Genomic DNA, 13,138 nt, shown 5'->3' with positions numbered 1-13,138 from the left:
GAGATTCGATATGCCAGGTTCCAATGCAATTTCACTCGCAAACTTCCAGGAAGGTTATTTGCCCAGGGTGAACCCGACCCAGGCAAAGGGGTTCGACAAAGTCGCCGTGGGAAACGGCGTTATTCCACGTCCGTTGCAGCCGCCACTGATCGGTGTCGCGCCATCGCAGCTTTTCCATGCGCATGCAGGCTCGCCGCCGGCATATGAAACCCCGCTTCCAGGCGGGAACAGCCCCATCAAACACGGGCGAGTGGATCATCCTTCACTCTTCGGAGGTGACTCCTACAGAGATGGCGGCGCGGGCGGTGATTTCCTGCTGCCGGAGAACCCGGACGTCCTGACCTACCCGCCCAAAATTACACCGGAGGGGGAGCCCTGGGCGTCGTCCAATGAGCCGGCAGCAAGCTTCCCACTTCACAGGGCCCCGTCGTTGGAAAGCCTGTTTGCTCCGGGCGAATTCGGCGAAATGCAGCAACCCTCAGACCTTGGTGACGGCCTCGGCATGTATGGCGGCGGCGCCGGAGGCGATGGCCCGCAGCGCGCGGACTTCCTGCCGCAATTCGACCGAGGCCATCCGCTTGATCTGGGCCGGCAATCGCCCACCTATCAGCTGCAGCACCACAAGGATGTCGCACGCGAACTTTCACCGGTGACGCAGCAGTGGGACCAGCAGGCTGGCGCAACCACCAGGCACCGGGCCGCAACCGGCGAAACGCCGCCCGACGCGCTGTTCAACGAGGCGCAGACGCAGGCATCCAACATGTCGCGCGAGCAGGCGGCGCGTAGCGTGCTCAGCGATCTGGGGGTCCCCCGGAGCGAGGTGGATGCCCTGCTGACCCGTCACGCCAACTCGGCCGGTGGCGTGGAAGTTCTCAACGCGTGCCGGCTGCTGTCCATGCCGGAAGTGAAAGCAGACACGAAGGTCCGCGCAGCCCTGGAAAAACAGCTGGATCGCTATCTGGATGCGGACAAGGGCCGTTACACGGGCCTTTATCGTGCCTTCGGCAAGAACGCGTCCAAGCCACTCAAAGAACTGAAGGAGTCCATCGAGAAGACGTTTGAGGTCATAGGGCGTTCTGTGATCGAGAATCGACTTCTGACCGATTCGACCGCTGCGGTGGTGGGTTCCTTGGCGCGGAAGAATCCCGATCTGTCATCTGAAGCGCTGCGGCGCCAGTTGCCGGATCTCATCAACGCCCAGGCATTCTCGGCCTACCGCCAGCGGCTGGAGGGCGCAGACGCACGCGGTGTATTGCAGGACACTAAGCTGCTGCCGCAGCTGGCCCAGGCCGCAGAACGACCGCAGCCTGCGCCGGCCAACAAGGCCGCCGATCCTGTGAATGATTTCGCCAAGCACCTGGTCAGCGTGCTGGGCGCGATCAAGCTCCCCGATATCCACGTCGAGAACAACGCCCGCAACATCGTCAACCAGGATGGCTGGAATTTTCAGGGCAACAAGGACCCGCGCCCGGCGCCGGCGGTGGAGGCAGCAGTAGAACCGATACCGCTGTTAATCGACGAGCTTCCGGAGGTGGACGATGCCGAGTCGCAGGTGCTGGACGCGATCGTTGACGCCACCGCGAGCGAGCTGGATATCGAAGAGGACACTAACGAGTTGGATGACGAACAGGATCCGCCTGAGGTGCTCCATACAGTGCGCGACGACCACCAGCGTCACCAGTTGACCCACAGCACAGGGCGTAATGCGGCTCCGGTCCATCCGCTGCACGGAAACTTGATGAAGGACCTCATGGCGAACTCGCGTTTCGACTTGGTTGCCAACGGTGGTGTTCATCCGAACCTTGAGCACCTCATCGCGGTTCGCTCAGACCGCGTTGATGAGGAAGAGGAGGAGACTGGTGCAGGGAATGGACACACGAGGAATACGGACAAGCCGGACCGTTTTTCACCGTTCCAACGATTGGCATCGCCCTTCCCGCTGGGGCAGCGCGCCCATGACGTGCGTGGCAGGACACGGGAGTGAGCAGGCCTGACGGCCCCACCCACGACGTGCGGCCGTTGATCGCCCTGGTCACCGGCTCGATCGTCGCGGCCGATATCCGCCGCGGCGACAGGCTGGTGGAAGACCTGGGCATGGACTCGCTGGAAATCGCCGACCTGCTGGTGACGATCGAAGAGCAGTTCGACGTGGTCATCAGTGCCGATACGCTGGCCGGTGCCCGCACGGTGGCGGAGCTGGAGGCCGCCGTGGGCCGGCTGCAGTGCGTCGCCGGGTGATCCAGGCAGGGCCGCTGGCAGCGGGTATCTTTCTCGCTGCCAGCACGGCCTCCGTGCAGGCGACCTCCTTCTACGCCGGGGTGTCTGCCGATGGCCGCCTGGTGGTGGCCGAGCAGCCCGCGCGCGGGCTGCAGGCCTTTCATCTGTACCCCCGGCGCCCAGTGCAGGGGGGAGCGCAAGGCGGCAGCGCGGCCCCATCACGCTGGCGTCCGCTGCTGCGCCAGATCGCCGAAGAAATGGACATGGACGCAGCGCTGCTGCAGGCCGTGGTCGGCCAGGAATCCGGCTTCGACCCGCTGGCCGTCTCGCCTGCCGGCGCGGCGGGCCTGATGCAGCTGATGCCGGCCACCGCCCGGCGTTTCGGCGTGCGGGACCGCTTCGATCCCGCGCAGAACCTGCGCGGTGGGGCACGTTATCTGGCGTGGCTGCTGCAGCACTTCGACCAGGATCTCGACCTGGCCCTGGCCGGTTACAACGCCGGTGAAGGCAGCGTGCACCGGCATGGCAACCGGGTTCCGCCCTTTGCCGAAACCCAGGCCTATGTGCGCGCCGTCCGGCAGCGCTACGGGCACTGAATTCCAAGCTTCAGCAAGACCATCATTTACAACTCGGCTTATGGCGCCGACGCACCTGCGCCCGCAGCATAGCCAGCGCCAAACACGGCACGTCACCCTCCGTTGATCATCCCATGTTGCATGTACTGAGAATCCTTGCGGGCAGCCTGAGCGGCGTCGAATATTCCGTCGCCGTCGGGGTAACCGTGTTTCATGTGGGCCCGCAGGAAAACCTGGCCAATGGCCGTGCCGCGCAGTTGCTCGGTGCCGATGATCGTGCCTATTACATCCCGGCGGACGTTCCGGCGGCCGCATTCGCGTTGCAGGCGGCTGATGCGGAGGGCACGCTGCAGCTGGGTGAGCGCAGCGACGAACACGCTGCATGGAGTTGGCGGACACTGCCGCTGCAGCAACCGATCCAGGCGGCCGGCGTCTATTTCGCCGTGCGCGAACAGCATGCGGAATGGTCGGCGCAGGTGCTTTCGTTCGTGCCACCGGCGCTGCCGATGGAGGTGCCGGCCACCGCAGTGCCGGCTGATGGAAAGCACGCCCGACGTCGTCGTCCGGCACTGCTGCTGGGCATTGCTGCGCTGCTGGCCGCAGCAGCAGGCGCCACATGGTTCTACTGGCAGCACCAGCCGGAAGCCCGCGTGCGCGGCTTGGCCAGCGTGCTGTCGCATGCGCCGGCGGCGTATGCAATCGCCGCCGGTAACGACGGCCACCTGTATGCCTTCAGTGACAGCGCTTCGGCGCGCAGCTGGGGCGAGCGCGCCAGTCGCCGCGCGCAGCGGCGCAACGACATCCACCTGCTGCGCCGCGAAGAAGCCCTGCGCCTGGAGCAGGCACTGATCGCCGCCGGCATGGACGTGGTGGTCGTGCGGCTGAACGACCCGGAACGGCCGGACGTGGTGCTGAGTGGTCGCCTGACCGACGCACGCACCCGCCAGGTCGGTGCCGTGCTGGCACCCCACGCGCCGTATCTGAAGCAGGCGCGGGTGTCGGCCGTCAGCGACCAGCAGCTGATCGCGCTGGCGCGGCAGCAGATGCGCGTCTTGGGCATCAGCACCCGCACCGAACCGCGAGGCGAGCGGGTCAGCATCGTCAACGACGTGTTCCTCGACGATGCCGGCCTGAATGCCATGGCCGGTGCAGCGCATGCCTTCCACCAGCACTGGGGAACACGCCGTATCCGCGTGGCGCCCCAATTGTGGGACGACCTGCTGCAGGGCCGTTCCTATCGCTATTCCCCGGGCCAGCTGCTGTCGGTCGGCAGCGGCCGCTGGGACTACGCCCGCGCTGCCGTATCCCAAGCGGCGCCCTGACTGTCCTAAACCTCTGATTGGAGAACTCCATGAGCGATATCATTGCCCCTCCTCCCACCAAGCTGGGATGGGAAGACCCCGGCGACGGCGGCGACGGGAACAAATGGAAGGGATGGATGTCCAACCATTCCGGCATGTTCGACCTGGGCGTGAATGACCTGAAGGCGAAAATGAAGGCAATACTGGAAAAACTGGGCGAGGACGGCAACGCCAGCGACCCGGCGATGCTGGCCAACTACCAGGCGGCGCTGTCCGAATACAACATGTACCGGATGCTTCAGTCGAATTCGACCAAGAGCTTGAGCGACCAGAGCAAGTCGGTCATCCGCAACCTGGCTTGAGCCCCGCGGCCCGCGCGCTGCGTGGGCCGTCCTTCGCGACGAGGAGTTTCCCATGATCACTATTGCCCCGGTATCGGCGGCGGTATCCCCGCTTGCCGCAGCGGACGGCGTGCCCGTTCCGCTTTCCCGCCGGTTCAACCAGGCTCTTGCCGAAAGCTATGTGTGGGCAGGCCAGGAACGCGATGCCATTCTGGCCGCGGCCAACGATCCGGCGGTCGCCAGCGACCCGGCCAGGCTGCATGCGCTGCAGCTGCAGCTGGATGCGTACACCAAGCAGATCGCATTGAGTTCATCGCTGGTCAGCCACGCGACCAAGGGCATCGAAACGCTGGTGAAGAGCTGAGCCATGACCGCTTTCCCGACGCGTCGCGTAGCGCCCCCGCTGCTGTGCCTGCTGCTGTGCCTGCTGCTGGCCGGCTGCGCGCGCTCCGAACTGCTGCAGGCACTGGACGAGCGCCAGGCCAATGAAGTGGTGGCGGCGCTGCTTCACCACAACATTCCCGCCGAAAAGCGCCTGCAGGGCAAGGCTGGCTTCGTGGTGCGGGTGGGTGCGGATGACCTGGCCGAGGCGATCGACCTGGTCCAGCTGAAGGGCCTGCCTTCCGCCCCGCGCACCCAGATCGCCACGTTGTTTCCTGCCGATGCGATGGTCAGCACGCCGCTGGCCGAGCGCGCACGGCTGCTGTCGGCCATTGAACAACGCCTGGAGGAATCGCTGACCACGCTGGTGGGGGTGAAGCGGGCGCGCGTGCACGTGAGCTACGACGCCGGCCCGGTCGAAGGCAGCCTGCAGCAGCGCCGGCCGCCGGCGATGCATGTCGCCGCCGTGCTGGCGCATTCGGCGGACATGGACCAAGCGGTGCTGCTGGCCACGGCCAAGCGTTTCCTGCGTAATGCCTTCGTCGATGTGGCCTACGACAACGTGTCGGTGGTGCTGACGCCGGCAGCCGAGCCGCGCAGCCTGGTGGTGACGCCGGCCGGACCGCAACGCCCGATGTGGGTGTGGCTGCTGCTGCCGTTGATCGGCCTGCTGCTGGTGGCTGGCGTCGGTGGGTGGCTGTTGAAGCGTGGCGACCCGCGTGCGCGTGGCGTGCTTGATCGCCTTCGCCGCGGTCGCCAGGATGCGTCCGGTGGCCCCCATGCATGAGCGCCTGCGCATCCTGCATGATCCGGTCGCCTACTACCGGCCGTGGCAGGCCGCACCCGCGCCATTGTCTGCATCACAGCGCAGCGCGTTGAACCGTTGGCTGTGCCACGCCCATCGCCTGCCCTCCGCGCCCGCCGACGGAGGTACGCCGGCACCGCTGGTAGAGCGCCTGGTGCGCGGCTGGGGGCGTATCCCGACGGCGGCCTGGCTGCTGGCCTGCGCCGGGCATCGGCGACACGTGCTGGGCGCCCGTTGGCTGGCAACCCAGCCGCCTGCCCTGCACGCCTTCCTGCGGCTCGGGTTTCCCGAGGCCTGTGTCCGTTGGTCGCAGCCGCCGCCGCCGGCGATGCTGCTGGCCTGGGGCGGGCAGCAGCTGCAGCAGGGGCTGCGCAGCCAGCTTCCGGACTGGCTTCATGCGCGGATCGCCCTGTGGTTCGACGGCCTGCCGGCCCTGCCGGAAGAAGCCCTCGCCGGCGTCCACCCGTTCGACATGACCTGCTTCCTGAGTGCCTGGAACCATGCTGAAGACCTATCCTGAAAGCCTGCTGGAACGCGCTGTCGACCATGTCATCCAGGCGGCCAGCGTGCAGCAGGGCATCGACCTTGCCCGCGTCCAGGCGTTTTCCCGCCGGCGGGTCACGCGCGAGCAGGAACAGGCCAGGCTGGAGGCGCATGAACTGCGCGCTGCCGCCGCCTTTGAAGGCTATCGAGACGGGGTGCTGCACGCATTGGGCGCCCTGCAGCACGTGATCGAGGGCATGCAGCGGGCGCAGTCGACGCTGGCTTCGGCCGTACGCGACCACGTCCACGCCACCCTGCAGGCGATGAACACTGCACCGGATGTCGTCATCGAACCGATCTGCACTGCCTTCGCCCACCGGTTGGCGCAGGCCGACGCCGCCGACCCGGCCGTGCTGCATGTTCCGCGGCAGCATGAAGCGCTGCTGCAGGCACTGCGCGAGGACCCGCGCCTGCATGCGTTGGAGGTCCGGCCGGCGGACCGTCAGCTGCCGCTGCTGGAACTCGGCGCGCTGGCATGGGAACTGGACCTGCAGGGCAGCCTGCTGGAAGACGTGGAGGTTGCACTGGGTCAGGCGCTGCCCGGCGTGCAGGACCGCTTGAATACCCTCGCCAGCGGCTATTGCGCGGAGGTGCTGGAGGCGCTCGATGCCGCCCGCCAGGCTCGCCGTTTCACCCACTTCAAGGAATCCCGATGAACTCGATTATTGCCGCAACCGCCCCCTCATCGACGCCATGGCAGGAAGCGGGGCGTCCGCTGTCGCTGGCCGAGCGCGTGCTGGCCCGAGGTCGGGACGCCGCCGCCAGCGAGGACGCAGACGACACCAGCGCAGGGGACGGCGAGCTGACGCCGCTGCCACGCCCGATCTCTCTGATGGAGGGCCTGATCAATGACTGGGCACGACAGATGTTCATCGAGACCATGATGACCGGCGACGAAGAAGCTACCGGCGTTCCCCCACTCAGCATCGACATCTGATCTGACGGCAGCCGTGGGCGTGGGGGCGATATCGCGTCGCCTTCATTCCCGATGCCATCGCCCCCCGCTATGCTGTAGCGATGCAGCTACCGAAAATCGCCCTTCCCCTGATCTGCCTTGCCCTGCTGGCGAGCCCGCTGGCCCATGCGCGCGGCACGATTGAAAAGGTGGACATCCACGGCCTGGATAAAGGCGACGACGCCGAGATCATCGAGAACATCGAGGTCTCGTTGTCGCTTTATGACACGATCGGCAAAGTACAGGGCGAATCGCGGCTGGAGTATCTGCTGTCGCAGGCCGAGCGCCAGACCCGCGAGGCGCTGGAGCCGTTCGGCTTCTACAACCCGACCATCACCGTCGATGCGCCCCGCACCGGCGATACCCTGCGGGTGGTCATCAATGTCGTAAAAGGCGAGCCGGTGCGCGTCCGTAGGGAGCACATCGAGATCACCGGCCCGGCGATGTACGACCGCTACCTGCAGGAAGACCTGGACGCGTTCAGCCCGCGAAAAGGCCAGCCTTTCGAACACACGCGTTATGAAGCCAGCAAGATCACGGTGACCCGGCGGCTGGCCGAGCGCGGCTATTTCGATGCCGATTACACCCAGCACCAGGTGCAGGTCACGCGCGCGGAAAATGCCGCCGACATCGACCTGGCCTGGGACAGCGGGCGCCGCTACAACATGGGCCCGATCACCTTCAAGCAGAACTATTTCGTCGACAAGCTGTTCGACCCGCTGGTGTACTGGGAAGAGGGCAGTTACTTCCACGAAGGCAAGCTGGACCGGTTGCGCGAATCGCTGACCAAGCTGGATTACTTCAGCACCATCGACATCCAGCCGAAGCCGGAAGAAGCCGACGAAAACGGCAATGTGCCGGTGGACGTCAACCTGACGCGGGCCAAGCGCAGCATCTACACCACCGGCCTCAGCTACGGCAGCGAAAGCGGCGCCGGTGTGCGCGGCGGCCTGGAGCGGCGCTGGCTCAACAGCCGCGGGCACAAGATGAACACGCAGCTGGACTATGCCCAGAAGCGGAAAAGCCTGACGACCAGCTACCGTATCCCCGCGTTCCGCTGGCTCGACGGCTGGTATACGTTCGCTGCCAGTGCATACGATGAGCAGACCGATTACATCGATCTGCGCAACCTGAAGCTGATCGCCAGCCGCAGTGGCCAGATCAACGAATTCTGGACCGCCACCGCGTCGATGAACGCACTGCGTGAGCGCTGGGGCTACGCGTCCGGTACCGAATTCACCGATGCGGTGTACCAGTATTCCACCCTCGTCTATCCCCAGATCGCGGCCGACTACGTCAACGTGGATGACCGCCTGTTCCCGCGCAGTGGCATCAGCGGCAGTGCGACGATGCGCGGCGGCGTGGAAGGGGCAGGCTCGGATACCAGCTTCGTGCAGGCCAACATGGTGCTGCGCTGGTACGTGCCGCTGGGCGAAACCAACCGCCTGATCCTGCGCGGTGAAGGCGGCACCACCTGGACCAGCGACCTGGTGGCGATGCCACCCAGCCTGCGTTACTTCGCTGGCGGTGACCGCAGCATCCGCGGTTATGCCTGGCGTGAAGTGGGCCCGCGTACGCCGGAACCGGACAAGTTCGCCCTGGGTGCCAAGCACCTGGTGGTCGGCTCGGCCGAGTACGAACACTATTTCAACGACGGGCCATGGGGTGCAGCGGTGTTCGTCGACACCGGCAGCGCCTTTGACAACACCATCGATCTGCATACCGGTGTCGGTTTCGGCGTGCGCTGGAAGTCACCGGTCGGCCCGGTGCGGGTGGACATCGCGCATGGCCTGAACGATCCGGATTCACAGTTCCAGATCTACCTGAACATCGGAGCCGACCTGTGAGCACGCCGACCCCGACCCCGCCCAATGCACCCAACGCACAGGCCCCGGTGCCGCGTCGGCGCTTCTACCGCCGCCGCCGTTTCTGGGCGTGGTCCGGCGTGGGCGTGCTCGGCCTGGTGCTGGTCGCGCTGCTGGCGGTGTACTGGCTGCTGCAGACCGTGGCCGGCCGCGACGTGCTGCTGGCCCAGGTGATCGCACGCCTGCCGGCAGGCGCCAGTTTCACCTGGGACAAGGCCGAAGGCCCGGTTGCAGGGCCACTGACCCTGCACAACGTCGATTTCCGCTACAACGACATCCACTTCCATGCCGACCGTGCGCATCTGGAACCGGACCTGCGCCCGCTGCTGGGCCGCAAGCTGCTGCTGGACCGCCTGGAACTGGACAACGCCACGCTGAACCTGGCCAAGAGCGAGGAGCCGTTCGAGCTGCCGTCCTGGCCCGGTTCGTTGCCGCAGATCGAAATGCCGCTGGCCATCCAGGCCGACTTCATCCAGGTCAATGGCCTGCGCGTCACCACCGCCGGTGAGCCGACCATCGACATCGCCCGCATCGGCGGTGGCCTTGAAATCGCCAATGGCGAGTTCAAGGCCAACCAGTTGCTTGTCGACAGCGACATGGGCAATTTCCGCGTCAACGGGCATTACATTCCGGCCAACGATTACGACACCGACCTCAGTGTCACCGCCATCCTGCCGGCGCCACGCGGCCGCACCCCGGCCAGCCTGGGCCTGGTGGCCCGCGGTGACCTGGGCCATATGGAAGTGGCGGTGGCCGGGCGCGCACCCAACCCGCTGCGCGCGCTGCTGGTGTTCGACGGTCGCATCGATCCCACCTGGAAGGCCAGCGTGCGTACCGACGCGCTGGACGTGCGCCTGCTGAACCCGGCCTTGGCCGCGTCCACCGTGGAACCGCTGACGGTGGATTTCAGTGCCGCCGGCAAGGGCGGCAATGCCGACCTGCAGGGGACCGCGCAGCTGGGCGGACAGACGATCGAACTGGCACCGTCCAAGGTGCAGCTGGAAGACCAGGTACTGAATGTATCGCCGCTGGTGGTCAAGGCCTTCGGCGGCCAGGTTCGGCTGAAGGGCAGCGCCGACTTCCGCCAGCAGGACCAGCAGAAACTCAATTTCTCCATCGTCGCCAATGACCTGACCTATACGCCGGCGGCCGATCCCAACACCGCCGGCAGCGTCGCCGTGCCGGTGACCCTGAAGGAAGCCCGCATGGGCCTGGCCGGCACCCTGCAGGCCTGGGCGGCGATCGGTACGGCGGACATCGAGCGCGACGGCCAGAAGGCCGCGCTGCAGTTCGATGTGCGTGGCAATGAAAGCGCCGCACGCATCGAGCAGCTGCAGGCGCGTACGCCCGGCGGCACGCTGGGCGTGGAAGGCAACGTGGCGTGGGCACCGCAGCTGCAATGGGATGCGAAGGCAACGCTCAACGCCTTCGATCCCGGCTACTTCCTGCCGGGCTGGGATGGTCGACTGTCCGGCAACTTCGCCAGCACCGGTCGCCAGCTGCCGGTGCCGGCCAATGCCGCGCCGGGAACCACCGGTGTCATCGAAGCGACCGTGGACCTGCCGTCACTGAAGGGCACCCTGCGCAAGCGTTCGGTGGACGCACAGGGCAAGTTCGCGCTGCAGGGCAGCCAGGGCGAAGGCCAGCTGAAGCTGGCGATCGGCACGAGCCGGGTCACCGCATCGGGCAAGGTGGGCGACCGCCTGGATATCGATGCACGCTTCGAGCCCCTGCAGCTCAGTGACCTGCTGCCCGGCGCTGACGGCGGGCTGCGCGGCACGGTGCAGGTCACCGGGCGCCGCGATGCGCCGGACATCACTGCCGACCTGGTGGGCAGCAGCCTGCGCTGGGGCGACTACGCCGCCGAAGCAATCAGCCTGAAGGGGCGTCTGCCGTGGAGTGGCGACAGCGGCACGCTGGCGCTGCAGGGCCGCAACGTCAACGCCGCGATGCTGCTGGATAGCCTGAACGTGGATGCGCAGGGCAGCGTCAGCAACCTGCGGCTGAGCGCGCAGGCCCGCAACGAGATGGGCGCGCTGGACCTGCAGGGCAACGTGCGCCAGCAGGGCCAGCAGTGGCGCGGCAAGCTGGAATCCCTGCGCCTGGCGCCGCAGAAGGGCGATCCCTGGGTGTTGCGAGGGGCGTCTGATTTCGCGGTCAACGGCAGCAATTACAGCCTGACCGAAACCTGCCTGGCGCCGGCCACCGGCGGTGCGCTGTGCGTGCATGCCAACTGGCCGCGCGAAGGGCTGGTGGTGCGCGGAGACGCGCTGCCGCTGACCCTGGTGCAGCCGTGGTTGCCGCCCACGTCCGGGCGTCGCATCTTCCTGCGCGGTGAAGTGACGATGGACGCGCAGATCCGTCCCCGTGGCAACGCGTGGGAAGGCAACGTGGAAGTGCGTTCGCCCGAGGGCGGCATCCGCCTGGGCGACAACGCACGCGGTGAGCTGGTGTCCTACGATCAGTTCTCGGTCAAGCTGGACATGACCCCGGCACGTATCGAGGCGTTCCTTGGCATGGGCTTCAAGGGCAATGGCTTCGTCAACGCCAAGGTGCAGACCGGCTGGGATGCCAGCGCCCCGTTGAACGGCGAGCTGTATCTCAACATGGCGCGGTTGTACTGGCTGGAACTGTTCTCGCCGGACATCGTGCGCCCGACCGGCCTGATCGAAGGACACGTGAGCCTGCGCGGGACCCGCAGCCAGCCGCTGCTCGGGGGCGAGGCCACGCTGAGCGACTTCAAGGGCGAATTCCCTGCGCTGGGCCTGACCTTCGAACAGGGCAAGGGCAGCTTCACCGCACAGCCGGATGGCTCGGCGAAGATCACCGCACAGGCCAACTCCGGCAAGGGCACCCTGTATGTCGACGGCGGGCTGTCCTGGTTCGGTGATGCGCAGCCGCTGCAGCTGCATATCCATGGCGAGAACGTGCTGCTGTCCAACACCAGCGAACTGCGCGTGGTGGCCAACCCGAACCTGGACTTCACCCTGGCCGGCACCACGATGCAGCTGAAGGGCGAGGTGCTGGTGCCGGAGGCGGACATCGACCTGGAGCGGCTGGACCGCGGTACGTCGGTGTCCGAAGACGTGGTGGTGCTGGACCCGGTGGATCCGGAAGAAACCGCCAGCTCGCCGCTGGACATGGACCTGACCGTGAGCCTCGGTGACAACGTCAAGATGGCCGGCTTCGGCCTGAAGGGCGCACTGACCGGCAAGATGCAGGTGTGGGCCAAGCCGGGTCGCGAAATGACCGCCAATGGCGGGTTGGAAGTGAGTGGTCGCTACAAGGCCTACGGCCAGGACCTGACCATCACCCGGGGCCAGCTGACCTGGAACTACAACCCGGTGTCCGACCCGCGCATCAACCTGCGTGCCGAACGCCGCATCGGTGATGTCACCGCCGGTATCGATGTCACCGGCCGCGCGATGCAGCCACGTGCCCAGGTGTGGTCGGATCCGTCGATGTCGCAGTCCGAAGCGCTGGGTTACCTGGTGCTGGGTCGCAGCCTGACCGGCGCCACCAGCGACCAGACCCAGCAGGTCAACGCCGCATCCGCCGCGTTGTCGGCCGGCAGCGGGCTGCTGGCATCGCAGCTGGGGGCGAAGCTGGGCCTGGACGATGCCGGCGTCAGCCAGTCGCGCGCGTTGGGCGGGTCGGTACTGGGTGTCGGCAAGTTCATCTCGCCGAAATTGTATGTCGGCTACGGCGTTTCACTGGTGGGCAGCGGTTCGGTGCTGACGCTGAAGTATCTGCTCAGCCGTGGCTTCGATATCGAAGTGGAATCGAGCACGGTGGAGAACCGCGGTTCGTTGAACTGGCGCCGCGAAAAATAGCGGCGCCACGTTCAATGTGAACGGACGGCCGGGTTCAAACAGGGCGGCGTGTTCGATGGGCGGGAATTGAAAGGCGAAAAGAGCGGCGACGGCAAGAATCGCGCTCCGGCTACGGCCTTACGCCTTTCCCCTCGGATCGTTCCATGAACTCTGTCGTTTCTCCTCCCGCCCCTTCCTCTTCGCCGAGCGTTCGCCACAGCGTCGAGGTACTCGATCCGATCCCATTGCCCGGTTGCGCGCGCCGTCCCCTCACGCCGCAGCGGGTGAGCAACCGGTCGCGGGATGCAGAGTCTGATCCGGCACCGGAATCGAGCCGCCGCAC

At 66.4% G+C, this 13,138-nt stretch carries 12 protein-coding genes; all 12 read left to right on the top strand.

The features are described 5' to 3' along the window. The first annotated feature begins 10 nt into the window (after positions 1–10). The 12 genes from RTX79_RS07405 to RTX79_RS07350 all read left to right on the top strand — a co-directional run bounded on the left by RTX79_RS07405 (position 11) and on the right by RTX79_RS07350 (position 12,816). The gene (locus tag RTX79_RS07405; RefSeq protein WP_312682994.1) at positions 11–1,984 is read left to right on the top strand and encodes a hypothetical protein; all 1,974 of its coding nucleotides are present in this window, start codon (positions 11–13) and stop codon (positions 1,982–1,984) included. Further along, positions 1,981–2,238: an acyl carrier protein gene (locus RTX79_RS07400; protein WP_312682993.1), complete on the top strand. Its 258-nt coding sequence runs from the start codon at positions 1,981–1,983 to the stop codon at positions 2,236–2,238. The genes RTX79_RS07405 and RTX79_RS07400 overlap by 4 nt, the downstream gene beginning before the upstream one ends. A 53-nt stretch (positions 2,239–2,291) precedes the next feature. Next, positions 2,292–2,813: a lytic transglycosylase domain-containing protein gene (locus RTX79_RS07395; protein ID WP_428695971.1), complete on the top strand. Its 522-nt coding sequence runs from the start codon at positions 2,292–2,294 to the stop codon at positions 2,811–2,813. Positions 2,814–2,926: 113 nt separating this feature from the next. Beyond that, positions 2,927–4,114, top strand: a complete 1,188-nt coding sequence (locus RTX79_RS07390) for a PrgH/EprH family type III secretion apparatus protein (RefSeq protein WP_312682992.1) — start codon at positions 2,927–2,929, stop codon at positions 4,112–4,114. Positions 4,115–4,143: 29 nt separating this feature from the next. After that, complete coding sequence (locus RTX79_RS07385; RefSeq protein WP_312682991.1) at positions 4,144–4,455, top strand: EscF/YscF/HrpA family type III secretion system needle major subunit; 312 nt, start codon at positions 4,144–4,146, stop codon at positions 4,453–4,455. A gap of 52 nt (positions 4,456–4,507) precedes the next feature. Then, complete coding sequence (sctI, locus tag RTX79_RS07380) at positions 4,508–4,798, top strand: type III secretion system inner rod subunit SctI (protein ID WP_312682990.1); 291 nt, start codon at positions 4,508–4,510, stop codon at positions 4,796–4,798. Positions 4,799–4,801: 3 nt separating this feature from the next. Next, on the top strand, positions 4,802–5,602 hold the full coding sequence (gene sctJ, locus RTX79_RS07375) for a type III secretion system inner membrane ring lipoprotein SctJ (protein ID WP_312682988.1): 801 nt from the start codon (positions 4,802–4,804) through the stop codon (positions 5,600–5,602). After that, a complete protein-coding gene (locus tag RTX79_RS07370) occupies positions 5,595–6,140 on the top strand; it encodes a hypothetical protein (RefSeq protein WP_312683031.1) in 546 nt (181 codons plus the stop codon). Before sctJ ends, RTX79_RS07370 begins: the two co-directional genes overlap by 8 nt. Next, entirely contained in the window at positions 6,121–6,819 is a 699-nt protein-coding gene (locus RTX79_RS07365; protein ID WP_312682987.1) for a hypothetical protein, read from the top strand. The genes RTX79_RS07370 and RTX79_RS07365 overlap by 20 nt, the downstream gene beginning before the upstream one ends. Next, the gene (locus RTX79_RS07360; protein WP_312682986.1) at positions 6,816–7,100 is read left to right on the top strand and encodes a hypothetical protein; all 285 of its coding nucleotides are present in this window, start codon (positions 6,816–6,818) and stop codon (positions 7,098–7,100) included. Before RTX79_RS07365 ends, RTX79_RS07360 begins: the two co-directional genes overlap by 4 nt. A gap of 80 nt (positions 7,101–7,180) precedes the next feature. Then, positions 7,181–8,965 carry an autotransporter assembly complex protein TamA gene (locus RTX79_RS07355; RefSeq protein ID WP_312682985.1) on the top strand — a complete coding sequence of 595 codons (1,785 nt, stop codon included), beginning with the start codon at positions 7,181–7,183 and terminating at the stop codon, positions 8,963–8,965. Further along, positions 8,962–12,816, top strand: a complete 3,855-nt coding sequence (locus tag RTX79_RS07350; protein WP_312682984.1) for a translocation/assembly module TamB domain-containing protein — start codon at positions 8,962–8,964, stop codon at positions 12,814–12,816. Before RTX79_RS07355 ends, RTX79_RS07350 begins: the two co-directional genes overlap by 4 nt. The last annotated feature ends 322 nt before the right edge of the window (positions 12,817–13,138 follow it).

The sequence above is a fragment of the Stenotrophomonas chelatiphaga genome, from assembly GCF_032054965.1.
Lineage (GTDB): Bacteria > Pseudomonadota > Gammaproteobacteria > Xanthomonadales > Xanthomonadaceae > Stenotrophomonas > Stenotrophomonas chelatiphaga.
The sequence above is the reverse complement of the archived record's forward strand: the minus strand, read 5'-3'. Positions and strand labels throughout refer to the sequence as shown.